This window comes from Salibacterium sp. K-3 (assembly GCF_054052005.1).
Window position 1 is genome coordinate 1,303,245 of sequence record NZ_JBSVZE010000001.1, and the last position, 24,450, is coordinate 1,327,694.

26 protein-coding genes are annotated in these 24,450 nt (G+C 49.1%); 22 read left to right on the top strand and 4 right to left on the bottom strand.

Annotated features, from left to right (window positions below; translation table 11 throughout):
• Positions 1–112: 112 nt before the first annotated feature.
• From resA to ACW9JV_RS06455, 3 genes are all read left to right on the top strand, one after another.
• Entirely contained in the window at positions 113–646 is a 534-nt protein-coding gene (gene resA / locus ACW9JV_RS06445; protein ID WP_457332501.1) for a thiol-disulfide oxidoreductase ResA, read from the top strand.
• A gap of 62 nt (positions 647–708) precedes the next feature.
• Positions 709–1,926, top strand: coding sequence for a D-alanyl-D-alanine carboxypeptidase family protein (locus ACW9JV_RS06450; RefSeq protein WP_457332503.1), 1,218 nt, complete (start codon positions 709–711; stop codon positions 1,924–1,926).
• 16 nt (positions 1,927–1,942) lie between these two features.
• The gene (locus ACW9JV_RS06455; protein WP_457332505.1) at positions 1,943–2,560 is read left to right on the top strand and encodes a CPBP family intramembrane glutamic endopeptidase; all 618 of its coding nucleotides are present in this window, start codon (positions 1,943–1,945) and stop codon (positions 2,558–2,560) included.
• Positions 2,561–2,574: 14 nt separating this feature from the next.
• On the opposite strand, the gene ACW9JV_RS06460 is transcribed toward ACW9JV_RS06455, so the two are convergent.
• Positions 2,575–3,480 carry an LCP family glycopolymer transferase gene (locus tag ACW9JV_RS06460; protein ID WP_457332507.1) on the bottom strand — a complete coding sequence of 302 codons (906 nt, stop codon included), beginning with the start codon at positions 3,478–3,480 and terminating at the stop codon, positions 2,575–2,577.
• Between the two features lie 446 nt (positions 3,481–3,926).
• Here ACW9JV_RS06460 and mgtE point away from each other — a divergent pair, with 446 nt between their 5' ends.
• Together mgtE and ACW9JV_RS06470 are read left to right on the top strand one after the other, a co-directional pair.
• On the top strand, positions 3,927–5,288 hold the full coding sequence (mgtE, locus tag ACW9JV_RS06465; protein ID WP_457332509.1) for a magnesium transporter: 1,362 nt from the start codon (positions 3,927–3,929) through the stop codon (positions 5,286–5,288).
• A 111-nt stretch (positions 5,289–5,399) separates the two neighbouring features.
• The gene (locus tag ACW9JV_RS06470; protein WP_457332511.1) at positions 5,400–5,954 is read left to right on the top strand and encodes a hypothetical protein; all 555 of its coding nucleotides are present in this window, start codon (positions 5,400–5,402) and stop codon (positions 5,952–5,954) included.
• Between the two features lie 13 nt (positions 5,955–5,967).
• Here ACW9JV_RS06470 and ACW9JV_RS06475 read toward each other — a convergent pair whose 3' ends face one another.
• Positions 5,968–6,402, bottom strand: coding sequence for an RrF2 family transcriptional regulator (locus tag ACW9JV_RS06475; RefSeq protein ID WP_457332513.1), 435 nt, complete (start codon positions 6,400–6,402; stop codon positions 5,968–5,970).
• 149 nt (positions 6,403–6,551) lie between these two features.
• On the opposite strand from ACW9JV_RS06475, the gene hmpA reads away from it, so the two are divergent.
• The gene (hmpA, locus tag ACW9JV_RS06480; RefSeq protein WP_457334617.1) at positions 6,552–7,769 is read left to right on the top strand and encodes an NO-inducible flavohemoprotein; all 1,218 of its coding nucleotides are present in this window, start codon (positions 6,552–6,554) and stop codon (positions 7,767–7,769) included.
• A 245-nt stretch (positions 7,770–8,014) separates the two neighbouring features.
• On the opposite strand, the gene ACW9JV_RS06485 is transcribed toward hmpA, so the two are convergent.
• Positions 8,015–8,668, bottom strand: a complete 654-nt coding sequence (locus ACW9JV_RS06485; RefSeq protein WP_457332515.1) for a potassium channel family protein — start codon at positions 8,666–8,668, stop codon at positions 8,015–8,017.
• A gap of 127 nt (positions 8,669–8,795) precedes the next feature.
• Complete coding sequence (locus tag ACW9JV_RS06490) at positions 8,796–9,179, bottom strand: hypothetical protein (protein WP_457332517.1); 384 nt, start codon at positions 9,177–9,179, stop codon at positions 8,796–8,798.
• A gap of 347 nt (positions 9,180–9,526) precedes the next feature.
• Between ACW9JV_RS06490 and ACW9JV_RS06495 the strand changes: the two genes are divergently transcribed.
• The 16 genes from ACW9JV_RS06495 to ACW9JV_RS06570 all read left to right on the top strand — a co-directional run bounded on the left by ACW9JV_RS06495 (position 9,527) and on the right by ACW9JV_RS06570 (position 24,450).
• A complete protein-coding gene (locus tag ACW9JV_RS06495) occupies positions 9,527–9,826 on the top strand; it encodes an IDEAL domain-containing protein (protein WP_457332519.1) in 300 nt (99 codons plus the stop codon).
• A gap of 114 nt (positions 9,827–9,940) precedes the next feature.
• Positions 9,941–11,272: an oligosaccharide flippase family protein gene (locus ACW9JV_RS06500; protein WP_457332521.1), complete on the top strand. Its 1,332-nt coding sequence runs from the start codon at positions 9,941–9,943 to the stop codon at positions 11,270–11,272.
• 78 nt (positions 11,273–11,350) lie between these two features.
• Entirely contained in the window at positions 11,351–11,887 is a 537-nt protein-coding gene (gene dcd, locus ACW9JV_RS06505; RefSeq protein WP_457332523.1) for a dCTP deaminase, read from the top strand.
• A gap of 106 nt (positions 11,888–11,993) precedes the next feature.
• Positions 11,994–13,838, top strand: a complete 1,845-nt coding sequence (locus ACW9JV_RS06510; RefSeq protein WP_457332525.1) for a putative bifunctional diguanylate cyclase/phosphodiesterase — start codon at positions 11,994–11,996, stop codon at positions 13,836–13,838.
• 161 nt (positions 13,839–13,999) lie between these two features.
• Positions 14,000–14,671, top strand: a complete 672-nt coding sequence (queC, locus tag ACW9JV_RS06515) for a 7-cyano-7-deazaguanine synthase QueC (RefSeq protein WP_457332527.1) — start codon at positions 14,000–14,002, stop codon at positions 14,669–14,671.
• The gene (gene queD / locus ACW9JV_RS06520) at positions 14,668–15,117 is read left to right on the top strand and encodes a 6-carboxytetrahydropterin synthase QueD (RefSeq protein ID WP_457332529.1); all 450 of its coding nucleotides are present in this window, start codon (positions 14,668–14,670) and stop codon (positions 15,115–15,117) included. The genes queC and queD overlap by 4 nt, the downstream gene beginning before the upstream one ends.
• Positions 15,111–15,833, top strand: coding sequence for a 7-carboxy-7-deazaguanine synthase QueE (gene queE, locus ACW9JV_RS06525; protein WP_457332531.1), 723 nt, complete (start codon positions 15,111–15,113; stop codon positions 15,831–15,833). The genes queD and queE overlap by 7 nt, the downstream gene beginning before the upstream one ends.
• 7 nt (positions 15,834–15,840) lie before the next feature.
• The gene (gene queF, locus ACW9JV_RS06530) at positions 15,841–16,332 is read left to right on the top strand and encodes a preQ(1) synthase (protein ID WP_457332533.1); all 492 of its coding nucleotides are present in this window, start codon (positions 15,841–15,843) and stop codon (positions 16,330–16,332) included.
• A 168-nt stretch (positions 16,333–16,500) separates the two neighbouring features.
• Positions 16,501–16,968, top strand: coding sequence for a flavin reductase family protein (locus ACW9JV_RS06535; protein ID WP_457332535.1), 468 nt, complete (start codon positions 16,501–16,503; stop codon positions 16,966–16,968).
• Between the two features lie 36 nt (positions 16,969–17,004).
• A complete protein-coding gene (locus ACW9JV_RS06540) occupies positions 17,005–18,801 on the top strand; it encodes a XylR N-terminal domain-containing protein (RefSeq protein WP_457332537.1) in 1,797 nt (598 codons plus the stop codon).
• 189 nt (positions 18,802–18,990) lie between these two features.
• Positions 18,991–20,535 (top strand): 4-hydroxyphenylacetate 3-hydroxylase N-terminal domain-containing protein, encoded by a 1,545-nt coding sequence (locus ACW9JV_RS06545; protein ID WP_457332539.1) that lies wholly within the window; start codon positions 18,991–18,993, stop codon positions 20,533–20,535.
• Positions 20,536–20,555: 20 nt separating this feature from the next.
• Complete coding sequence (locus ACW9JV_RS06550; RefSeq protein ID WP_457332541.1) at positions 20,556–21,101, top strand: FAD synthetase; 546 nt, start codon at positions 20,556–20,558, stop codon at positions 21,099–21,101.
• 49 nt (positions 21,102–21,150) lie between these two features.
• The gene (locus ACW9JV_RS06555) at positions 21,151–21,930 is read left to right on the top strand and encodes a dioxygenase family protein (RefSeq protein WP_457332543.1); all 780 of its coding nucleotides are present in this window, start codon (positions 21,151–21,153) and stop codon (positions 21,928–21,930) included.
• A 12-nt stretch (positions 21,931–21,942) separates the two neighbouring features.
• Complete coding sequence (locus ACW9JV_RS06560; RefSeq protein ID WP_457332545.1) at positions 21,943–23,121, top strand: muconate/chloromuconate family cycloisomerase; 1,179 nt, start codon at positions 21,943–21,945, stop codon at positions 23,119–23,121.
• 5 nt (positions 23,122–23,126) lie between these two features.
• Complete coding sequence (locus tag ACW9JV_RS06565; RefSeq protein ID WP_457332547.1) at positions 23,127–23,591, top strand: DUF3237 domain-containing protein; 465 nt, start codon at positions 23,127–23,129, stop codon at positions 23,589–23,591.
• A gap of 19 nt (positions 23,592–23,610) precedes the next feature.
• Entirely contained in the window at positions 23,611–24,450 is an 840-nt protein-coding gene (locus ACW9JV_RS06570; RefSeq protein ID WP_457332549.1) for an alpha/beta fold hydrolase, read from the top strand.

Below are 24,450 nucleotides of genomic sequence, written 5' to 3' on the forward strand. Positions count from 1 at the left end.
TTTTCAATGTTCAAAAAATCGCTATCTGCGGAGAATGCATGATATAAATAAAACATTTATACTGGAATTGATGAGCTAAATGAATTGTGTATTCCGAGGAGGTTATTTCCGGATGGCGAAAAAACGCAGACGTTTGATTATGCGTTCTTCGATATTAGGAGCAATCGCCGTGATGCTCGCTTATGTGTTTTATACGAATTTTATCTCCGGTCAGGAAACGAATGTCCAGGAGGGAGATACAGCCCCTAATTTTATTCTGACAACGGCAGAGGGGGAGCGTGTCGAATTGACCGACTTCCGGGGGCAGGGAGTGTTTTTGAATTTCTGGGGAACATACTGCCCGCCCTGCGAGGAGGAAATGCCTTACATGGACGAGTTGTATCAGGAGTTTGAAGAACGGGGGGTGGAAGTTCTGGCTGTCAATGTCGGTGAATCCGAGTTGGCTGTGAACCGTTTCAAAGCCCGGCACAACCTTTCCTTTTCCATGCCGATTGACGAAGATAAAAGTGTGCTGAGGCGTTATGGAGTGAACCCGCTCCCTTCCACCTTTCTGATTGATGAAAATGGGGTCGTCCAGCGTGTCCTGCTCGGTGCCATGACAGAAGAGAAAATGAGAGGATACATGGAAGAAATAGAACCGTCCTGACCGGTTCTGTTTCTTTTACCTCAGTGCAGGAAGAGACGCAGTTTTTGTAGAATAAATTGAGAATGGGGAAAAGAAACCGGCCGGAGGAAAGGAGCGTCTTTCTTATTACACATTGTTCGCGTGTCCTGATTATCATTACAGCAGCATGGACCATCCTGCTGATGTCTATTGCAGAAAGCACCTATGCAGAAACAAAGAAAGAAAGCGCGCCGGAGCCGGAAAGTGAAACAGCAGTGTTGATGGATGCAGCTACCGGCCAGGTGTTATTTGAAAAAGATGGATCAAAGAGAATGTATCCGGCCTCCACTACGAAGATTGCGACCGGTATCACGGCGCTTGAACAGGGAGATATCGAAGAGGAAGTTACTGTCAGCAAACGTGCTTCAGAAACGGAGGGAACGTCTGTCTATCTGCTTGAAGGGGAACAAATGCCGCTTAAACAGCTGGTGCAGGGCATGCTTATTAATTCCGGCAATGATGCCGGAACAGCAGCAGCGGAACATCTGGGTGGTTCGGTAGAAGCATTCTCAAAGCAGATGACGGAGTATTTATCGGAACAGACTGGCATAAAAAACACGTCCTTTACGAATCCGCACGGGCTGTTTGAAAAAGATCATTATTCTACGGCGGAAGATATGGCACGGATTACCAGGTATGCTATGCAGAATGAAGATTTCCGGGACATCGTATCGACAAAAACGCTTAAGTGGGAAGGAGAAGGCTGGGAAACCGAATTGCGTAATCACCACCAGCTTTTGTGGGAATATGACGGTGCCACCGGAGTCAAAAATGGTTATGTCTCCGAAGCGGGACATACGCTTGTGACTTCGGCCAAACGGCAGGGCCGGGAATTGATTGCGGTAGTCATGAAAGCGGACAGAAGCCGGACCGCCTATGAAGATACGGAGGAGCTGCTTGATTACGGGTTTGATTCCTTTGAACAGAAAACGATACCGGAGGGGACGCGTTTTCAGGCACCGGATCAGCAAGTCTTTATTACATCTGAAGAAAAATCCTATCTTGCAGAAAATGGAATGGATACGGAAGTGAAGGCCGGCAGTGATGGACAGTGGAGAGCAGTGGACGAAACCGGGGATGTCATGTTGACCGGTGAATTGACGGTAGAGCGTCCAAAGTCCGGTATGAAAAAGAAAGATAGCGCAGCTGCTTTTCCAAAGAAAGAGACAGCCGAAAAAGAAGCAGGCTTATGGGAAATATGGAGAAATTATACCTCCATCGGAACGAAAACTCTTAATTATCATTTGCGATTATTGTTATAGAATAGGAGCGGTCCATGTGAACGAGCCGACAGAAATACCGGACGATCTGCCGCTTCAGGCTGTCTGGAAAAGTTTTGCGTTTTTAGGTGCAGCCGCAGTATTGTTGATTGTGTTTTTTTACGGATCGGCTGCCCCGGGATATCTGCAGCGTCTTTGGAGCACGGATCAAATAATCCGGCAAGCCGCAGTGGGAGCGGGGGCGGGATTGTTATTTGCGCTCCTTGTTCTCAGCCTTTATTACGCTTCGTTGATCAAACTTCCGGAAAATACCTACATGCGGCTGATTCAGAAACTGGCCGGCAAAAAGTACGGACTGTTCACGATTGCTGTGGGAGCAGGGGCTGCCGAAGAATTTCTTTTCCGGGGCGCCCTGCTCGGCATCACAGCCCGTTATACAGGAGACACGACCGCATTGATCTTGATTTCCCTTCTGTTTATGGCTCTTCATATCCCGCAGTATAAAGGGAATCCGGTCATCCATACAGTGGTCTTTATGATGGGCGCGGTGCTTGGCCTCCTGTTTTTAATAACGGAAGCATTATGGGCTCCTTTTACTGCCCACGCCGTTTATAATGCCGTTCTAACCTATTTGATGAAAAAGAAAATAAAAACCGGGATACCGGGAGGGGAGTAGCTCCTTCCGGCAGTTTATTGATGATGTTCCAGACGTAGTTCCGCCTTTTTCCATTCCTCTGCGGGGACTTTATAATAACTGATCCCGTCTTCTCTTTGATTCTCCCCTTCCAATTCAAATGTCTGAATATACTCAAAAGAGGAACGGTACCGGGTGAATAACGTGCGGAGTTCGTCCATGGTGATATTAGTCTTTACGTGGTTTTCGAGAATCTGCAGGATTTCGGCACTGTCCGGGAGGTGCTGAAGGGACATGGAATCTTTCAAAAGGGCGGTCAGCACCTGGCGCTGCCTTTCGTTTCGGCCGAGATCTCCCCTTGGATCGTTTTTACGCATCCGTACATATTGCAGTGCTTCTTCCCCGTTCAACGAAAGCGGGCCTTTTTCAAAATGGTAGGTCCTGCTGTGATCAACATTATCCTGGGAAAAAGCGAAGGCGTTTTCCACTTCCACCCCGCCAAGCTGATCCACGATTTCAGAAAACCCCTGCATATCCGCTTCAATCACAAAGTCAAATGAATAATCCAGCTTGTTCTCCGCTGTTTGTTTGAGAAGGCCGGCTCCGCCGTAAGCATAGGCGTGGTTGATTTTCTCCCGCCCGTGCCCAGGTATATCCACTTTCGTATCCCTTGGAATATTAAAAAGCAGGACAGATTCGTCCTCAGGGTTAATGGATGCCCCAACGACAGCATCCGCAAGACCTGTCTCTTCCGGACGGTTTCCGATCCCAAGAATCAGGAAGGAAACTGTTCCGCGCAGACTGCCGGATGACTGCAGGGGACCGACATCTTCCTGATAATTTTCATTCATTTCCTGCACATGGCTGCCGGCTTGTTGATAGAGATAATAGGAGTAACCGGCTCCGGCAGTAATAATGGTAAGCAAAACGGTTATAAAGATAATGAGGGCTGGTTTCCACATGAAGAACGGGAACTCCTTTTACGACCTTTTCCATAAAATATATCATGAATCATAAAGAAAAAATAGCGCAGGCAGAAAGTATTGCTGTGTTCAGATTGTTCTGTTCAGAAACGTACCGATTGCTTACAATAAAGTTAAATGGAGGCAAAAACAAAGAGCAAAGGAGAGAAAAGTCGTGGATGTTAGAGTAACGTGTCTTTATACGGCACAGGGAAAAATGGTTGTGCTTTTCTCTTCCTTTATGCTCGATCTCTTACGAAGAAACGCAAAACAGGATGAACCCGAAAATAATAAATATCATCTATCTGGTAATTGACAGTCATTTGTGTCCGGCGTTATATTGTAACACGTATATCAGATATAACGGGTTTTTAACCTGAGGGATTTTCTGCAGCGTATACGCAGCAGATACCGGATAAATGAAACCTCTGCTGCGGGAGGGATGAATGTTGGTAAAATTAAACGAAGAAACCAGAGAAACATATATGGAACAGATTATGAAAGCTGTCATCATGGAGGACATCGAAACGTTCAGAAGGTTATTCCTGGAACTTCATCCCGCTGATCAGACGGATGTGTTTCTAAGCCTGGAAAAGCCGGAACGAAAACGTGTGTATGAATGTTTGAGTCCGGAGGAATTTGCTGAAATCTTCGAGGGGCTGGAAACCGACAACCAGAAACAGATAGCTCTCGAACTGAATGACCATTATTCCGCAGACATGTTTAACAGCATGTATGCCGATGATGTTGCCGATTTTTTCAGTGAATTGGATGAAGAACAGGCCGGTGATATATTACTGGCCATGGATCGTGAAGATGCTGACGATGTCCGTGAACTTCTGACGTATGAAGAAGGAACGGCCGGATCGATCATGACCAAGGAGTTCATTTCGATCAATGCTTCCGACACCGTCGACGAAGTGATTGAACTGCTCCGTGAAAAAGGTCCGGATGCCGAAACGATCTACTATCTGTATGTAGTAGATGAAACGGGAAAGCTGGCCGGAGTGATGTCGATCCGGGATGTCATTACGTCATATTCCGACCGAACGATTGAATCCATTATGAGCAGCCGGGTCGTATCGGTGCACGTCAAAACGGATCAGGAAGAAGTGGCGCAGTTGATTCAGAAATATGATTTTCTGGCAGCTCCTGTTGTTACGGAGCATCATATGCTGGTTGGAATCGTTACAGTCGATGATGTGATTGATGTCCTTGAAGAAGAGGCTGCGGAAGATCTCGGTGAGATTACTGCATCGCGCGGAGCGGATGTGACCCTCACTCCGTTTCAAGCCGCCAGACGGAGGATGCCGTGGATCGTTCTGCTGATGTTTTTCGGTCTGGGAACGGCGGAAGTCATCAGTATCTTTGAGGAAACGCTGGAAACAGTCGTCCTGCTTGCTGCCTTTATTCCGATGGTCATGGGATCAGCCGGCAATACAGGTACACAGTCACTGGCGGTAGCGGTGCGGGCTCTTGCTACAGGAACGATGGAAAAGCGTGGATTCTGGAAGACCATTGCACGTGAATTTCTTACCGGCTTTTTTATCGGAGCCGCCTGTGCTGTCGTTATTATCGTACTTCTCGGCTTGTTTTACAGTGATTTCTTTTTAGGGGTCATTGTAGGGGTATCCATCATGATTTCGCTTGGTGCCGCGAGTGTGATCGGGACAACCGTTCCAATGATCATCAATAAGTTAAAAATGGATCCCGCGATTGCATCAGGCCCTTTTATTACAACCCTGAGTGATGTGATCAGCCTGATGATCTACTTTATGGTAGCGACCTCGCTCCTGCAATACATGTGATGGAAAATAATCTTCCCTGGTTTTCATGCGGAATTTGAAAAACGCATTTACAAGTGGTAAAGGGGTTTCGTACAATAAGGTTAACGAAGCAACGTAAAGGGGGGAAGGGAATTGGAAGAGCCATCCGAGTATCATTTTCGTCAGGATTCCTTTCTGCCTATGCATGTTTCCATGGTAGATCCGTGGAAACACGCGGTTCAGGATGTTGTAAGTGATGTTACGGCGCAGGTGTTGCACTGTCTCCCGGAAGAACGAACATATTCCCGTTTGATTGAATGGTTTAAAGCCACATGGTTTTCCCGGATACCGCTGGAGTATTTCGAATATGAAACGTCTTATTATTTGTGGCTCATACACATATCAGGTCATCTTCTTCCAAAGCTCGAGAGAGAATCCGGAACCTTGAGCGGCTGGATGCAGCACCGGCTTTCCCGCCGCCCGGAAGAGAAAATGACGGTTCCTGTGGTAAAACAGACAGACCGTTTAAAACTGTATTTGTTTGAAACAGATCCTGAAGCACTTTCCCGCACCGCAGAAACACTGGCTTTTCATGTTTCCTGCAGCAGCACATCGTCTCCGGACCTGCTCGAGATTAACTCTGCTGGTGACGGACGATCCAGCATTCACACCCTTTCTTATCCCTCAAAACGAAAGCAGGACGGTTAAACCGTCCTGCTTTTTAAGATAACAGCAGTTCTTTCAGTGTGTCCGGATTGGCGGTTATATCCCGCAGCGTATAGCGGTCCAGCACCTGCAGATAGGCCTGAAGGGCTTCATGAAGAATGCTTTGCAGCCGGCAGCTGCCGGTAAGGACACACATGCTGTTTTCCGGGTCAAAACACTCCACCAGATCCAGATTGTCTTCGGTGCGCCGCACCACCCAGCCGATATTGATATCTTCCGGATTTTTTGCGAGCCGGATGCCCCCGTTTCTTCCTTTCACCGTTTCTATTAATCCCAGTTTTGACAGTTCATGACCTACCTTGGTCAGATGGTTATAGGATATATGGTAGGCGGTTGATATCTGCTTAATGCTTGATAAAGTCGGATGATCCACCGCCGCTAGATATATCAGCATACGCAGAGAATAATCGGTATAGGATGTAAGCTGCATGAAAAACGCTCCCATGTCTCATGTTGTTTATTCATCATATCACATTTTCGAAGAATCGCCACATCATCTGTTTCGTTCCTGTGCTAGAATTAAATATGTATTATATATGCATATTTAAAGGAGGAATAATAATGGCACAACAAAACACTCTGCTGAATGAACGTACCCTGGAAACCGTGAAAGCGACAGCTCCTGTGCTGCGAGAAAGAGGAGCGGAAATCACCGCCCATTTTTACAAGAGAATGTTTGAAAAGCATCCGGAACTTCTTCACATTTTCAATCAGACGAACCAGGAAAGCGGAAGACAGCCGGAAGCACTGGCTAATACCGTCCTCGCTGCTGCAGAAAATATTGATCAGCTCGAAACCATTCTGCCGGTGGTGCGGGAAATTGCACATAAACACCGGAGCCTGCAGGTGAAACCGGAACACTATCCAATTGTGGGGGAAAACCTGCTGGCAGCCATGAAGGAAGTATTGGGAGAAACAGCTGACGAAGACATCCTCGCGGCATGGGAAGAAGCCTATAACGCCATCGCCGATGTGTTTATTTCGGTGGAAGAGGATATGTACCAGCAGGCAGCAGCCCAGTCAGGCGGCTGGGACGGTTTCCGGCCCTTCACGGTGGCACAGAAAGTCAGGGAAAGCGATGTTATTACATCCCTTTATTTAAAGCCGGTGGACGGGGGTGGCCTGCCAATGTTTTATCCAGGTCAGTATGTTACCGTTAAAGCCGACATTCCTGGAGAGGAGTATCTGCATCTGCGGCAGTATTCCATGTCTGATGCACCTGGTCAGGATTATTTCCGCATCAGTGTGAAGCGTGAAGATGGTACGGATGCGTTTCCGGATGGGAAAGTGTCGACCTTTCTGCACCGTCAGGTAGAGGAGGGAGATACGATAGAGCTGACAGCTCCCGCCGGTGATTTTCAGCTTCAAGAAGGAACACGGCCGGTTGTTCTTATCAGCGGCGGTGTCGGACTGACCCCGTTAATGAGCATGTTTCAAACGCTCGTTGCAGAGAGAACCCGGCCTGTCACTTTTATCCAGACAGCACGCTCCCGTTCCCTGCATGCCATGCACAAGGGTACATCAAAAACTGCGGATGAGCACGATCATGTATCATACCATGTCTGTTACGATACGTGGACGGAGGACGACAGCAGGGATCCTTATGTTCAGAAAGAAGGACGTCTGGACGCAGATTGGCTTTGTTCCATACTTCCAAATGAAGAGGCGGACTATTATTTCTGCGGTCCCATTCCATTTCTCCAGGCTGTGAACCAAATCCTGAAGGAAGATCTCGGCATTGCGGAAGAGCGGATGCATTTTGAATTTTTCGGTCCTGCAGCGGATCTGGAAAACTGATAAACATCCCCTCCCCCCATAACCGGTTTGAATGTGCTGTGGCAAAGTGGAAGCGATGGAAGCAGCTGTTATTTATTCCCGCCGGCGGCAGCGATGTTTTACGGTATGCTGAAACCTCTGCCGCCGGGATTGTCTATGAAAGGTTCAACACAATATCGGTTTTCAGAAAGCGACCAACACGTCCGCCTATTAAGAAAAGGCCCGGCTCCGCTTCCTTGCGGTTCCGGGTCTTTCTGCCGTGATTCTTAAGTGTTTTCTTCAAAGCGCTTCAGGTCATTTTTATGACCGATTACAATGAGAATGTCATTTTCGAAAATCTGGTCTTCGGCGCGCGGGGAAATATTGAACTGTTTTCCGCGCTTTATCCCTAAAATAGTGACTCCAAATTTGGCACGGATGTCAAGGTCAATAAGGGATTTTTGACTCATGAATGTCGGCGCTGCGATCTCCACGATGGAAAAATCATCGGAGAGTTCGATATAGTCGATGACTTTTTCCGATACAAGATGCTGCGCAATCCGGTTGCCCATATCATGTTCCGGGTGAATGATTTTATCTGCGCCGATTTTATCGAGCACTTTGTGGTGGTAATAGTTCTGGGCTTTGACCCAGACAGATTCGATGCCCATTTCTTTCAGCAGCAGGGTGCATAGAATACTGGCCTGGATGTTGTCACCGATCGCGACGATGACGTGGTCAAAATTAGTAATACCGAGGGCGCGCATCGCTTTTTCGTCGGTTCCGTCCGCGACGGAACTGTGCGTGGAATCGTTGATCATCTCATTTACTTTGGTTTCATTGCTGTCGATCGCCAGCACTTCATGGCCGAGCTTGTGCAGTTCTGTACTTACGCTGACGCCGAATCTCCCTAACCCGATAACGGCAAATTGTTTTTTCACAGTCCCTGTCTCCTTCTCCGTTCCGTTGCTGCTGTTACCCGGGGCATATGGAACGACCTTGATGCATTAAAGATAATTGTAATGTACTCTGTGCACCCGGCGTTTGTCAATCCTGGATGGAAGCCATTCAGTCATGAAGGACAGAATCCGAATGAAGCGGAGACTGTTTTGCAAAATAAACATCCATGCAGCGGCGGGTCTGCCGTTTTAAATTGGCGTTCAGGTAGCTGCTGGATCCTTCAAATCCCCGGCAGACATAAGAGTAGCGCGAAAACATACCGTCATTTTGTTCAAAGTGGACGCTCATGCGGCGTTGATGCATATACTTTTTAATGGAGCGCATATCCTCATGCAGCAGATTCAGTGCGCCCTGTATGACAGCCAGATACGGGTCCTTCACTTTGAATGCTCCGTTTTCGAACAAATCTCTGTCCTTTTCCAGTACTTTTTTGACAAGAGGAAGCAGAATATAATAATGAATCATTACGTGTTCTTCTTCCGATATCTGCATGACAGCTCCTCCTTGAATATCGAACGTTTGTTCCTTTTTTATTGTAGCGGATTCGTGTCCCATCCTGCAAGTGATTCTTTTGGCTGAATGCCTCGAAGGAGGAGAAATAGAGGAAGAATGATTTTTTCATTTTTCCTGGAATTCCGTTCTTTTAAAAGAAAGGGGGGATGCGTTATACTATAGGAAAACGCATACAAAACGTTTGAGGACAACGACAGGCGGGTATCTTATCGATAAGAACATAAAAAAATACAACATGGAATCAGGCGTATGTATGTGGTTTAAAAAACAGGAACAGCAGTCGAGCCGCCGGCCGGGCCGGTGAAAAGATAGGGGGTTCCGCGAATATGTTACATCCTACGCATGAACAGCATTTTATGAAAAAAGTGAAATCCGCCAAGCATGGGAAAAGGCCGTCAAGACAAGTGCTCCAGTCTTTATATGCCCAGATGATGATGGAATATGCCGTCTATCATTTTAATAAAGAACGTCTGCAGTGCATGATTGATGAGGCACTGGATGCCAAGGACCCGGAACTGTTTCAGGAACTGACGGCACATTATAATGCGTTGATTGGTGAGTATAAACATGGAAAGAGTATCTCTGAACAGGGATACGAACTGGAACTCGACTTTCATACAAAATAAATGAAGACGGAACTGGAGCTGTCCTTTTGAGGGCGGCTCCTTTTTGCTGCAGGTGTTCTTTTTTTCCGGCTTGTCTCATAGGATAGACGGAACCGGGAAAAAGGAGAGCCTGTCATGCCTGCCGTACTATGGAAAAACATATGGCTGCTGCTTGCTGCCGCCATGCTTGGAGAATGCCTGGAATTTGTCATTAATATGGTGCTGGCAAGGGAACTGGGAGAGACCGGTCTCGGGCTTTACATGTCCATTCTGCCGGCAGTTATGTTTTTAGCAGTCATTGCCGGACTGGAACTGCCGGTTTCGCTTTCCAAAGCGGCAGCGGAAAAAGATGCTGTTTATCACCGCAGCCTGCTCCAGCACGCTTTTTATTTTGCTGCTGGATTTACGATGGTCTGTCTGGCTGCCGGTGTGCTCGTTTTTCCACTACTTCCGGTTTTCAACAGTTATCATGAACGCCTTCCGTATCTTCTGCTGCTGCTTGTTCCGATTATTTCTCTTTCCTCCGTAGCACGGGGGTACTTTATGGGTGCGCGGTATATGGGACGGATTGCAGCAGCGAATGTGCTGAGACGGATCATTCAGCTTGTTCTGCTCGTGACTGTATTCCATTTCTTTCATTTTGAAACAGACACCGCCATTCTGCTCAGCCTGGTTACGCTGATCGGATCCGAGCTTGCTGTTTTTATCTATCTGGTGCCGGCCTGTCTTTCCAGCATGAAAAAAATGAAACAACATCCGCAGCGTTCGTTGACAAAATCCTCTGTCCTGCGTCTGCTTCTTTCGGTGTCACTGCCGGCAACGGGACTCCGCGTCTTTCATGCTGCTGCGTTTGCGGTGAAACCTTTCCTGATAAAGACAGCACTGATACAGGCGGGCGTAGGTGCAGAGACGGCTGTGGTTCAATACGGAAAACTGGCAGGTGTCGCGTTTACCATAGGTTTTTTTCCGGCGTTTATTGCCCACTCTCTGCTGCTTGTTCTCATTCCGGCGGTATCGGAAGCGTATGCCAAAAAAAGAATCACCTATCTGGAAAAGCTGCTGCAGCGCATGGGAGGTTTCACTCTACTGTACGGGATGCCGGCGGTCCTGCTGTTCTACTTCTTTGCTGATGAACTGACATCCCTGTTTTTCGAAGAATCCCCCGCCGCAGGGTATCTGCAGCTCCTTACTCCCTATTTTTTCTTTCATTTTTTTGTTATCCCGATGCAGGCGTTTCTTATTGGGCTTGGTCTTGTAACGGATGCTTTTCTGCACTCGATCTGGTCCACCTTTATATCCTTTCTTCTCATGTATCTTCTCGGGTCGATGCCCGTGCTTCAGATGGACGGCATTATCATCGGTATGAACACTGGTATTGTGCTGCTTGCCGGTCTTCATGCGGCGACGATCCGGAACCGGCTGCGGGAACCTGTCGGATGGAAGCTCAGGGAAATAGAAAGAATATAAAAGAAGCGGATGGCGTTTCCCCGCCGGAATCGTTATACTGGTACATGGAAGAACGATACGTGAACAGGGGGCTTACGGGTGATTTTATCAGATCAGACAATAAAGCAGATGATGAAGCAGGATACCCTGCAGATCGAACCGGTGGACGATCACCAGATCCAGCCGGCTTCGGTGGATATCCGGCTGGGAACCCATTTTCTGAAAATAGATGAGAATGCGATTGAATCGATTGCACTGGATGAGCCGGCAAAATATGTGGAGTTTGAAAGTGAAGAGGTTATTATTCCGCCTCATTCTTTTCTGCTGGCCACGACGAAAGAGTATATCCGCCTGCCGCACCATGTCACAGCGTTTGTGGAAGGTCGGAGCTCTATCGGGAGGATGGGCCTGTTTATACAGAATGCCGGATGGGTGGATCCGGGATTTGAAGGAGAAATCACTCTCGAATTATATAATGCGAACCGCCTTCCGATCCGTTTGAAAGCCGAGCGCCGGATCGCCCAGCTCGTCTTTGCTTTTATGGACAAAGAAGCTTCTTCTCCGTATGACGGGAAATATCAGGGCCAGAAAAAGGCGGTCGGAAGCCAGGTGTATCTAGATAAAGATTCCATATGATCTCCTCATTTTTATAAATAAAGAAGATATTTCCTTCATCAACTTCGTGATGCATCCGAAATAAGTAGTGAGACGAACCTGCTGTTTCAGCAGAGAGGAGCATACGATGAGAAGGAAAACATTGGCCGTAACAGGTATTTATCTAATGGCGGGAATGCTGTGGATTCTGTTATCCGACCAGCTTCTGCCGGCTGATGCAGAACCGCTGCTGCAGACCTTGAAAGGATTTCTTTTTGTCGGGGTGACCAGTGTACTGCTCTATGCCGCTATGGAAAAATGGGCGGTCAACAACAGGCTGCATCAGGAAAAGGCTGAAAAAGCAGACCTCATGTATAAAGCTGTTTTTGACAACGTGAATGATTTCCTGTTTATTGCGCCACTGCCGGCGGAGCATGATCCGCTTCATTTCTATGATTGGAACAGAAAGGCTTCGGAATGGCTCGGGGAGAAAGGGAAAGAGCGCCGCCTTTCGCTGCAGGATCTCTCCAGTGAAGCCTGGAAAGAGAGTGCCTGCACACAGCAGCGCCGTATACAGGAGCATGATCAACTCACCTTTGACTGGGAAATAAAAGACCAGTCCGGCCGGGTTCTGCCGGTCAAAGTACAGACGACTAAGGCTGTGCTGGCGGACAAACAAGTTATTATTGCAGCAGTGAAGGATATCAGCGCCTATCAGGAAGCGGTTCATAATATTTATGAACTTTCGTATTACGATAAACGAACACAGCTTCCGAATGAAGATTTCTTCTTAAGATATCTTTGGGAAATGCACACGAACCAAAATCGGGTGGTTATCTCTTTATCTTTTCACCATTTCCGCCGTATTAACGAAACGATGGGAATAGAGATGGAAAACAGCGCAGCAGCTGCAGCAGCAGGCAGGATTCAGTCTGTTATCGGGTCACAGGAAGCACTCGCCCAAAAAACGAACCATGAATTTCTATTGCTGCTTCTGCGGCAAAAAGACGAGGCAGAGCAGGTTATAAATACTTTGATACGGGTGTTTGAACAGCCGATTAACATAAAAGGCCGTGACATTTTTCTTTCTTTTACAGCCGGCATTGCCCTGGATGAGCAGGGGACGAAAAAAGGAACGACCCTGCTGCAGCAGGCTGATATTGCCTTTTCCCATGCAGAACGTACCAGCAGACAGTATGATTTTTACCGGCCCGGCATTGAAAAGGAAGCGCGGAAAATATACGAAATGGAAAATGACCTGCATCATGCTATCGAGCGCCGGGAATTATTTGTGATGTACCAGCCGTTTGTTTACGGAAGCGAAGGAGCAACAAAAGGAATGGAGGCGCTTCTGCGGTGGAGGCATCCCATTTACGGGCTGATCCCTCCGTCGACCTTTATACCGATCGCTGAAGAAAACGGCCTGATTGAGCAGCTGGGCTGGTGGGTGCTTCAGGAGGTATGCAGGGAGGCCGGTCCTGTTCTGAATCGTCACCAGGACTGGACCGCAGCGGTTAACCTGTCGAGCAGGCAGCTGGACTATCCGGAGTTCACCGAAAAGCTCTGTAACATTGTCCAGGCTTACGACATCGCCCCGCAGCAGCTGGAACTGGAAATCACGGAACGAACCATGATACAGCCGGAACGGATGCTGCCGGTGCTGCGCCGTCTGAAAGATGCCGGTTTCCGTCTCAGTCTTGACGATTTTGGGACGGGCTACAGTTCGCTGAGCCAGTTGAAAGAACTTCCGGTTGATACCCTCAAAATCGACCGCTCCTTCATTGAAGATATGAATGAAAAACAGGCCAATGCCGCGATTGTTAAAACCATTATTCATGCAGCAGATAACCTGAATATGAAGGTGGTGGCCGAAGGGATTGAAGAAGAAGCGCAGGCCCGGGAACTGCTGGCGATGGATTGTTATTACTTTCAGGGATACTATTTTTCCATCCCGAAAACAATAAAGGAATTCCCTTGGGGAAGGGAAGCTTGATCGTCCAGCGGTCCGGCTTTTATAACAAGCCGGACCGCTGTCTTCGTGCGCCGGCGTGCATACAAGGAGCCGGGGTTGCGTGAAAATGTTATAATCGGAACGTTACAAATTATTTGATGAATGGCACCCGGTATGGGTATAGATAGAAAGAGGGATTGAATGTGAGCTTCGCAGAAGAAAAGGCGGTGGTCGTATTCAGCGGTGGCCAGGACAGTACCACATGCCTGTTCTGGGCGCTGGAACAGTTTCATGAAGTGACAGCAGTAACGTTTGACTACGGCCAGCGCCACAACGATGAAATACAGGCAGCCAAAGATATTGCTGCAGAACTTGACGTAGAGCACCATGTGCTGGATATGAGTCTTTTAAACCAGCTGGCTCCTAATGCGTTAACGCGGGATGAGGTGGAAGTGGCAGAAGGGGAAGATGGAGATCTGCCTTCCACTTTTGTGGAAGGACGGAATCTGCTGTTTTTTTCTTTTGCCTCCATTCTTGCTTCGCAGAAAGGGGCGAAACATGTGGTAACCGGTGTGTGTGAAACGGATTACAGCGGTTATCCGGACTGCCGGGATGTGTTTGTGAAATCATTGAATGTGTCCCTGAACCTGGCAGTGGGCAAGGAGTTTGTTCTTCATACACCGCTTATGTGGCTGGATAAAAAAGAAACCTGGGAACTGGCTGACAAGCTGGGCAGGCTTTCCTATATAAAAGAAAAAACTCTCACCTGTTATCACGGCATCCGCGGCAGCGGCTGCGGAGAATGCCCGGCCTGTAAGCTCCGCCGGGCCGGCTATGAACAATATATGAAGGAAAAGGAACGGGAACTCGAATGATGCATCAATTTTACCCGCAGGTGCCTCACGACTTTCGTTATGAGCTGAATAAGGATATGCAGCTGTCTGCCGCTCATTTCATTCCGGACGCTGCTGCCGGGAAATGCGCCAATATGCACGGTCACACGTACGTTATTAATGTCACTATTGCGGGGGACAGACTGGATGATACCGGGTTTTTGGTTGACTTCAAAATGATAAAAGAACTCGTACATGACCGCTTTGATCATTCGCTGTTAAATGAAGATGAGGCGTTTGCTGATGAGTCCGGCAGTGATCCTGAAACGTTTCCTACGACAGAAGTTGTAGCGCGCACGATCTGGCAGAGTATTCAGAAGGAGCTGGACACGCGGGTCAACCAGCCCCGCTGCCTTCAGGTCATTGTCCGGGAAACACCGACAAGCTATGTGGTGTACCGGGCGAAGGAGGGGGACTTCACATGGTGAAGAAAGTTCCCGTACTGGAAATATTTGGTCCAACTATCCAGGGAGAAGGGATGGTCATTGGACAGAAGACCATGTTTCTCCGCACCGCTGGCTGTGACTACCGCTGTTCCTGGTGTGATTCCGCGTTTACATGGGATGGTTCACAGAAGCCGGAACTGCTTGAAGCCCGGGAAATCGTCGACAGATTGGAAGAGAAGGGCGGCGCAGTGTTCAGCCATGTCACCATTTCCGGGGGAAACCCGGCGCTGCACGAAGGTCTCGGGAACGTGGTAAGCCTGCTGCAGGAAAAGGGTATAAAAACGGCTGTCGAGACCCAGGGAAGTTTCTGGAAGGAATGGATGACAGCGATTGATGACGTGACGGTATCTCCAAAGCCGCCGAGTTCCGGAATGGACACGGACTGGGGGCAGCTTGATGAGTATATTCGGCGTCTGCAGGAACGTCCAGGGAAAAAGCTGAGCCTGAAAGTAGTCATTTTCGATGAAAAAGACCTTTCCTATGCTGCCGACGTTCATGAACGCTACCCGGATGTAGAGATGTTTCTGCAGACGGGAAATGATGAACTTGATGCCGTCAATACGGAATGGCTCCTGTCCCACCTCCTGCACCATTATGAGTGGCTGGTGGAACAGGTGCTGCAATCGGCACGTTTGAATAATGTGAAAGTACTGCCGCAGCTGCACACGCTGCTGTGGGGAAATAAACAGGGGGTATAAACAAAACATGCAGGACCGAAGTGATATCCAGAACCTTTCTCACCTCGGGCAGGAAGAGACAGCCTATACCTTTGAGTATGAACCTTCGCTGCTCGAGACCTTTGAAAACAGCCACCAGAACAGGGACTATTTTGTCAAATTCAACTGCCCGGAATTCACCACCCTGTGCCCGAAAACCGGCCAGCCGGATTTTGCGGCGCTGTATATCAGCTACATCCCTGATGTAAAGATGGTGGAAAGCAAATCCCTGAAATTATATCTCTTCAGTTTCCGAAACCACGGTGGTTTTCACGAAGATGCCATCAATACGATCGTTAATGATCTGGTCGAACTGATGAACCCCCGCTACCTGGAAGTACTCGGCAAATTCACACCTCGCGGCGGCATTTCTATTGACCCGTACGCGAATTACGGCAGTCCCGGTACAAAATATGAGAAAATGGCAGAAACAAGACTGCTGTATCACGATATGTATCCGGAAAATATAGATAACCGATGAACCTTCATCCCGGGGGAGGAAGATGGCAGTCTTTCCCCGGGTTCTCTATATCTTTATGCAGGTAATGAAGGCACAGTCTACTTTTTTTTGCGGTATTCGTATTGACGTAATATTGTTACAATTTCAACAAATACGAATCCTATCGTAAAAGGAAAGGGAGGGATCGTCATGGATCCGAAAGATTTCAGACACTGCATGGGGCATTTTGCAACCGGTGTCACCGTCATAACAAGTGAGACGGTGACGGGAACGCATGGTTTTACTGTCAATTCGTTTACATCTGTATCCCTGGATCCGATGATTGTGCTGGTGTCTGTTGACCGTCATACGAATGCACTGGAGGTATTGGAAAACAATAATTTTATCGTAAATGTTTTATCGGAAGAGCAAAAGATGACAGCCGTTCATTTTGCAGGAAAGACGCAGGATCCGCAGCCTTTTGAGTGGGAAAAAGGGGGTCTCGGTTACCGGATCAAGGATTCCATGGCCTATATTGAGTGCAGCCCCTGGGCGGCATACGATGGAGGAGATCATGTGCTGTATCTGGGAGAGGTGAAACATTTCCAGTATAACAGCGCCAGACCTCTTCTGTATTTCTGCGGAAGCTTTTCGGAAGTAGCTGCTGCCTCATCTTAATCTGTAAGCAGATCATACCGGAAAAGGGGAGGTTCTGTGAAGGCACACCACATGTTATTTGACACCCTGATAGATATTAATCCGCGCACCGGCATGATTATGTTTAACAATAAACGGATGGCGCTGGTTTCGGTGGAAGCACTTGGCCTTCTGCGCCGCGATTTAATCAATACACTGGGAGCAGAGAGAGCAAAAGGTTTTTTAATGCGGTACGGCTGGGCGTGGGGAAAACGGGACGGGGAAACCATTGCTTCGATGGAAGAATGGGATACACTGGAAGAGCTGATGCTTGCCGGACCTGCTCTGCACACACTCGAAGGTGTAGTGACGGTGGAGCCTGACACCATTGAAATAAAAGAATCGTCACTTTATTTTACAGGGTACTGGCGTCATTCCTTTGAAGCCGGGGAACATCTCAATCATTACGGTATATCCGAAGATGAAGTCTGCTGGATGCTGGTAGGCTATGCCAGCGGCTACCTGACGAGTACGTTCGGTGAAGATGTGATCGTTTATGAAGACCATTGTGTGGGCAAGGGAGACGATTACTGCTATTTTGTCGGAAGAACGATGGCTGATGTGGAAGAAAAGTATAAAAAGGATATGAGGTTTTACCGGACGGAATCGTTGGCAACAGAACTCGACCGCGCCTATCAGGATCTCCATGAGATTAACCAGAATATCATGGAATCAGATAAAATTCAGGATCAGCTGACGAACATGTTTCTGGAAGATAAAGAATTTGCTGAAACGATCGATTTCGTCACTCGAACGTTAAAGAAGAGCATTGTCGTTGATTATTATAACCAGGTTATTGAAAGCGCTTTCCTTAACAAGGATGATAAGTCTGTTTATGAAAACTGGTCTGGTAACTATATGTATTCGGAAGAGCAGAATAACGAAATAACGACATTTCCGATTCAGGCAAACAATGTTAATTTAGCCCGGATGGTGATCATTGGGCATGAAAAATTAACGCACAAAGATCAGCTGATTATTAAACGGGCTCTCAGTGTATTTACGATGCAGCTATTTCATCAATGGAAGATCACTAAATCGTTATGGAAGAAAAAAGAGCAGTTTTTCGAAGAGATGCTGAACAATGTGGATAGAGAAGCGTTTGAAAAACGATCACATCTTTTCAATTTTCAGCCGGATACCCTGAACCGGATGCTGGCTCTGAAAGTAATACCGGAAGATGAAACAAAACATGTTCTCCGTTTTCTGCATACGTTATACCCTTCCAAAGATATTTTCTCTAAAGGAGTCTATATCATGGTAATATTGTCTGAAGACGATGCACGGAATGGAAGAGAAGCGGCTTCGGATATTATTTCTTCGGTGCAGAGTCATTTCGGAGCTGTGAATGTTTATATCGGGGTCGGAAGAAAAGCTGAAAGTTTGTATGAATTAACGAAAAGCTACAGGGATGCCTGTTCTATCAGCGAATTTACCGAATTAACAAATACAGGGGAAAGCCGGACTTCCCTTTTTGAAGACATCGAGCCTGTTATGATGCTGCTTAAAGGGACAGACCAGCAGGAATTAATAGATTTTTACCGTAAAACGATCGGAGGACTGGTGGAGTATGATCAAAACAGCCAGGGCAGTCTGCTTCTGACATTGAAATCGTATTTGGATTATAATGGGAACCTGCAGCAGACAGCCGATACCCTTCACCTCTCGATTGCAGGGCTTCGATACCGGCTGGAACGTATTGAAACACTCTGTGATCTTGATCTCAAATCAGGTACCGGACGGTTTCAATGTCAATTGGCGATCCAGATTCATTTTGCCATGAAAATAAATCAGGACCATTTATATTCTTTATAATATTCCCTGCCATAAAAGGCAGGTTTTTTTGTGTATTTTCCCTGCCGCTGCTTCCCCGCAAAAGTTGCTGAAGAACCCTTTTAAGTTAATATTTTTTTGCAGTTCAAATAATTCAAAAAAAATAACACAATGAAAGTAACCAATTGAAAGCGCTTAAATTGGAACGAAGAAGAAGGAGGAGGGAATGAAATGATCCAACAGCAGAAAACAAGCCGTCCTTTGACAGGGAAGAAGTACCTGGAAAGTTTAAAAGATAACCGGGAGATCTGGATTAATGGAGAAAGAGTAAAAGATGTTACGACGCATCCCGCATTTCGTAATGCGGCCCGCTCGATTGCAAGGCAATATGATGCCCTGCATGAGGAGCAGACAAAAGATATTTTGACGCGGGAGACGGACACCGGCAACGGCGGATATACGCATAAATTTTTCCAGTACGCCGAAAGTGCCCAGGATCTCATTAAGGACCGCGACGCCATCGCGGAATGGGCGAAAATCACGTACGGGCAGATGGGACGTTCTCCTGATTACAAAGCATCGTTTCTTGCCACCCTTGGTGCCGACCCGGATTATTACGCTCCGTACGAAAAAAACGCAGCTTTCTGGTACAAAGAAGCACAGGAAAAAAACTGGTTCTTTAACCATGCTATTATCAATCCACCGGTGGACCGGGATAAACCGATGGAAGCTGTCAATGACGTCTTCGTCCGTGCGGAGGAAGAAACGGATGAGGGGGTTATCGTCAGCGGAGCCAAAATGGTGGCGACTGGATCTGCTTTAACTAATTACAACTTTGTTGCCCATTACGGAGCCGTCCCGGTCGGTTCGGAAGACATGGCTCTTGTTTTTGTGGCACCGATGGATACGCCGGGTGTCAAGTTAATCTGCCGGCAGTCGTATGAAATGCAGGCTGCTGTCATGGGCTCCCCATTCGATTATCCGCTGAGCAGTCGTTTTGATGAAAATGATTCTGTTCTTGTGTTTGAACGGGCCTTGATTCCATGGGAGAACATTTTAATTTACAGAGATGTTGAGAAAGCCAATAATTTCTTCCCGGAAAGCGGCTTTCTGCATCGTTTCACGTTTCATGGCGTGACCAGGCTGGCAGTGAAACTTGACTTTGTATCGGGGGTTCTTCTAAAAGCAGTAAAGACAAACGCAACGGATCAATTCCGGGGCGTGCAGGCCAATGTCGGGGAAGTACTCGCATGGAAGAATATGTTCTGGTCCATCAGTGACTCGATGGCGATGAATCCGGATACCGGCAGAAACGGCACGGCGCTTCCGAATTTGAATTACGGTCTGGCCTACCGTGTGTTTATGTCGGAAGGGTGGCCGAAAATCAAGGAAATCATCGAAAATGTCGTTGCTGGTAACTTAATTGTTCAGCCTTCCAGTGCGGCCGATTTTAAAAACCCGGAACTCCGGCCGATTATCGATAAATTGTACAGAGGTTCGCACGGAATTACGTCCCTGGAAAAAATTAAACTCGTGAAGCTGTTGTGGGAAATTGTCGGAACAGAGTACGGCGGACGCCATGAATTGTATGAACGGAACTATTCCGGAAACCACGAAAATATCCGTCTGGAAAATCTGACAGCGGCCCAGAACTCCGGTCAGGCAGACAGTTATGAGGCTCTGGCAGATCAGTGTATGGCTGATTATGATCTGGATGGATGGCTGAATGACACTTGGGTGAATCCCGACGATGTTTCCTATTTTTCTAAAAGCTGAAAAACCTGCAGGAGGAATGAATGATGCGTGTATACACAGACAACCAGCTGATCCTTTCTTCATCCGTCGTTTCCATCGGCGCTTTTGACGGTCTCCACCGTGGACATCAGGAATTGATCAAAAGCACAGTGGAACAGGCGGAACGCCTGGATGTTCCTTCTGTGGTGTATACGTTTGATCCTCCACCAAGGTCCGTGTTTCAGGGAAGCGACATTCTAACAAGCCTGGAAGAGAAAGTGGAACTGATTCGGCAGCTGGGAGCCGATTATACGATTGCAGCTGTGTTCGATAAAGAATATGCATCCAGGCCTCCTGCCGCATTTATTAAGGAAATGGCTTTTCTGCGGCCGGAAGAGATCAGGGTCGGACCGGATTTTCAGTTTGGCAAAGGTAAACAGGGGGATGCGAAGCTTCTGTCGGAGTATTTTCATGTGATGGAGTTTCCCGTGGTTACCTGCGAAAAAGGCGAGAGAATCTCTTCCACCCGGATCCGACAGCTCCAGAACCAGAAAGAGTGGAAAGAAGTGCATGACTTGATAGGCAGAGAAAAAATGGACTGTTTTTAGATGATTTGTGCGTTACACGTCTCAATTATAAATAGAGAGGAGCATGTATATGCCTGCGGATACAAAGAAAAATGAGCGTGTCGAAGAAGTCTTTGATTTATTTTTGAAACACATGAAAGCGTTTTTAAAAGAAGCGAACCTGAATCACGAAGAGTACACCAACTTCGTGAACTGGGCGGACCGCCTCGGCCGCGCCGGAGAACTCCCGTTGTATGCTGATGTCTTTCTGGAAACCCACGTGCTCCAGGCGATGTATACGAACATGCCGGGAACGCAGCCGTCGCTGTTGGGACCATTTTTCATCGAAGGGTCCCCGAAACTCGAACACCCACCGGGCCAGCCCATCGTGAATACGATGCGGCCGGATGAACCGGGAGAGACGCTGTATTTCACGGGACACCTCCAGAACCTGAAGGGAGAGCCGCTCGCCCATACCAAGGTGGAGATCTGGCACAACGACAACAGCCGCAAGTATTCGTCGTTTGATTCCGACGCGCCGCCGTACAACCTGCGAGGGCATTTTTATACGGACGAAAACGGGGATTTCCAGGTGAAAACGATCGTGCCGATCCCGTATTCGATCCCGACCGAAGGGCCGACCGGCGAATTTCTGGAATACCTCGACCAGCATTCCATGCGCCCGGCCCACCTGCACCTGATGTTTGAAGCGGAAGGCCATGAAACATTGATCACCCAGGTCTTTTTCGAAGGGGATCCGTGGCTTGACAATGATGTCGCCGAAGGCGTCCGGGACGAACTCATCACCACCCTCGAGGACAAGGGCAGCCACAAAGAAGCGTCGCTGACATTTGAAATGCGGCCGGAATAATCAGGCAGGGGCATGGCTGTGCCCCTCTTTTTCCATGACACTCGGATCAGGAGGCGTTTGGCTGTGAAACAAAGACCAACGATCAAACACGTGCAGACAGAACTTCTCGATGTTCCCATCAAACGGCCGCATCAGTTTTCCGAGGCGGTCATGACCGCCAAGAGCTTCGTCCTGGTGAGAATCAGGCTGACTAGCGGCGTTACGGGTATCGGGGAAGGAACGACGCCGGGGATCTGGTGGAACGGCGAAAGCGTGGAAACGATGAAGCTGGTGATCGACACCTATATCGCGCCGCTGCTGGAGGGGGCGGATCCCGCGGAGCTGGAGGCCGGCATGCAGCTCGTGCACCGGAAGGTGCGGGGCAACGCCTTTGCCAAGGCAGCCGTGGAGATGGCCCTTTATGATGCCCTCGGCCTCCTGTATGACGTCCCTGTCCACCAGCTTCTCGGCGGCAGGTGCCGCTCCCGGATCCCGGTGCGCTGGGCGCTTGCCGCCGGCACGGTGGAAAAAGACGTGGCCGAGGCGGTGGAACTCATCTCGGCCGGCCGGTATACGGCGTTTAAAACGAAAGCCGGCAAAGAACAGCCGGACGAAGACGCCCGCCGGAACGTGGCGGTGGCGGAAGGCATCCGGAACCACGCAGTGATCGGTATTGATCCCAATGGCGCGTGGGACCGCCTGACAACGATGCGGTGGATGGATGCGTTCCAGCAAGCGGGCATCGCTTTTCTGGAACAGCCCCTGCCGCCGTCTGATATCGACGGCATGGCGGCGCTGACCGGAATGAAGAAGGTGCCGGTGATGGCGGATGAGAGCCTGCAGTCTCCCCAGGACGCGATGCGGATCGTGCAGGCGGGAGCAGCGGATATCTTTTCGCTGAAAATCCACAAATCCGGGGGGCTGAAAAACACGGTCAAAATCGCCGGGATCGCCGAAGCTGCCCATCTTTCCTGTTTCGGAGGCACCTCGCTGGAAAGTTCGATCGGCACCGCGGCGGCGCTGCACGCCTACGGCTCGATCCCGAACCTGGATTACGGCAGTGAATTGTTCGGGCCGGACTGGCTGGCCGATGACCTGGTGAGAGATCCGTTAGCTGTCGAAAACGGATGCATGCGGGTGCCGGATCAGCCCGGCCTCGGCGTCGAGCTTGATGAAGCAAAAGTGGAAACATACCGACGAAAGGAGACGTGACACGCATGGACCATCTGGAAGCCCCATCCTTAACCTTTCTGGCGGATATGGAACTGACCGTGGAAGGGGCGCATGCAGCGGGCCGGACGACGGCCGGGGAGCGTCGGATTATCCGGGTGACCGGGGGCCGGATGCGCGGAGAAGTGAACGCCGGGGTGGTCCCCGGCGGGGACGACTGGATCACCGTCCGGGAGGATGGCACGATCCTTCAGGATGTCCGTATTCTGCTGCATACCGATGATGATGCCTATATCATGATGACGTACCGGGGCATACGGACCGGGCCGAAGAGCGTCCTGGAGCAGTTGGACCGTAACGAGGAGGTGGATCCGTCGGCCTATTATTTCCGTACGGCCCCTGTTTTTGAAACGGCCTCTCCCGCCTATGACTGGCTGAACCGGCGCCTGTTTGTCTCCCGGGGCATCCGCCTTCCCGGCAAAGTGAATTATTCCATTTATACCGTTGACTAAAGAAAGGAAGCAGGTGATCATGGAACATCACATCACAACCACCAAGGGCCGAAGCCTGCATCTCTGCGATACGCCCGGGGAACGAGGAACGATCATCGCCGTCCACGGGCTGACCGGCCATCATCAACAGATGCAGTATTATCAACGAAAGCTCGCCGGCACCTACCGGGTGATCAGCTACGACATGCGCGGACGGGGCCGGAGTGACGACGCGCCGCCGGATTCCTCGATTTTTACCCATGCCGATGATCTTCTCGATCTGATCGATACCCTCGGCGTAAAAGCGCCGATCCTGATGGGGTATTCGATGGGCGCCTATGTCTGTGCGCTCGCCGCCGCGCAGCGCTCGGATGTCGAGGCGTTGATCCTGCTCGACGGAGCAGGAGAGGCGGAAAGCCGGCAGCGGGAGCTGATCGTTCCGTCGCTCGAACGCCTGCGCGCGTCGTTTGCCTCCGAGGATGATTATGCCGCGCAGACGAAAGCGCTGTATGAGAAACTCGGGATCTTCTGGAACGATGAGATGGAAACGATCGCCCGCTATGAAGGGGTGGACCGGGGCGGAAACTGGGAGCACCGGTCGGATTATGACCAGACCCTGAAGGATTTTGACAGTTTTTATGCGTTTGATCCGGAAGCCGTCGGGCCCGCCATAGCATGCCCGGTGCTGCTCGTGATCGCGGAAGGAAAGATGGGAACCGGGCCGTCTCTCTTTCACCGGGGCACGTACCATACGCTGAGGGAGGCGGTTCCTTCCATCCAGACCGTGTTGACGCCGGTGAATCACTACGAACTTGTTTTTAATGAACAGCCGGACGTCTTACAAGCCGTCCAGGATTTTCTCGCCGGAAAGGAGGAGTAA

Bases quoted from the DNA above. Each gene is read 5' to 3' on its own strand.
- resA (WP_457332501.1), top strand. From the start codon at position 113: ATGGCGAAAAAACGCAGACGTTTGATTATGCGTTCTTCGATATTAGGA.
- ACW9JV_RS06450 (WP_457332503.1), top strand. From the start codon at position 709: ATGGGGAAAAGAAACCGGCCGGAGGAAAGGAGCGTCTTTCTTATTACA.
- ACW9JV_RS06460 (WP_457332507.1), bottom strand. From the start codon at position 3,480: ATGTGGAAACCAGCCCTCATTATCTTTATAACCGTTTTGCTTACCATT.
- mgtE (WP_457332509.1), top strand. From the start codon at position 3,927: ATGTTGGTAAAATTAAACGAAGAAACCAGAGAAACATATATGGAACAG.
- ACW9JV_RS06475 (WP_457332513.1), bottom strand. From the start codon at position 6,402: ATGCAGCTTACATCCTATACCGATTATTCTCTGCGTATGCTGATATAT.
- ACW9JV_RS06490 (WP_457332517.1), bottom strand. From the start codon at position 9,179: ATGCAGATATCGGAAGAAGAACACGTAATGATTCATTATTATATTCTG.
- ACW9JV_RS06495 (WP_457332519.1), top strand. From the start codon at position 9,527: ATGTTACATCCTACGCATGAACAGCATTTTATGAAAAAAGTGAAATCC.
- ACW9JV_RS06500 (WP_457332521.1), top strand. From the start codon at position 9,941: ATGCCTGCCGTACTATGGAAAAACATATGGCTGCTGCTTGCTGCCGCC.
- ACW9JV_RS06510 (WP_457332525.1), top strand. From the start codon at position 11,994: ATGAGAAGGAAAACATTGGCCGTAACAGGTATTTATCTAATGGCGGGA.
- queD (WP_457332529.1), top strand. From the start codon at position 14,668: ATGATGCATCAATTTTACCCGCAGGTGCCTCACGACTTTCGTTATGAG.
- queE (WP_457332531.1), top strand. From the start codon at position 15,111: ATGGTGAAGAAAGTTCCCGTACTGGAAATATTTGGTCCAACTATCCAG.
- queF (WP_457332533.1), top strand. From the start codon at position 15,841: ATGCAGGACCGAAGTGATATCCAGAACCTTTCTCACCTCGGGCAGGAA.
- ACW9JV_RS06535 (WP_457332535.1), top strand. From the start codon at position 16,501: ATGGATCCGAAAGATTTCAGACACTGCATGGGGCATTTTGCAACCGGT.
- ACW9JV_RS06545 (WP_457332539.1), top strand. From the start codon at position 18,991: ATGATCCAACAGCAGAAAACAAGCCGTCCTTTGACAGGGAAGAAGTAC.
- ACW9JV_RS06550 (WP_457332541.1), top strand. From the start codon at position 20,556: ATGATGCGTGTATACACAGACAACCAGCTGATCCTTTCTTCATCCGTC.
- ACW9JV_RS06555 (WP_457332543.1), top strand. From the start codon at position 21,151: ATGCCTGCGGATACAAAGAAAAATGAGCGTGTCGAAGAAGTCTTTGAT.
- ACW9JV_RS06560 (WP_457332545.1), top strand. From the start codon at position 21,943: ATGGCTGTGCCCCTCTTTTTCCATGACACTCGGATCAGGAGGCGTTTG.
- ACW9JV_RS06565 (WP_457332547.1), top strand. From the start codon at position 23,127: ATGGACCATCTGGAAGCCCCATCCTTAACCTTTCTGGCGGATATGGAA.
- ACW9JV_RS06570 (WP_457332549.1), top strand. From the start codon at position 23,611: ATGGAACATCACATCACAACCACCAAGGGCCGAAGCCTGCATCTCTGC.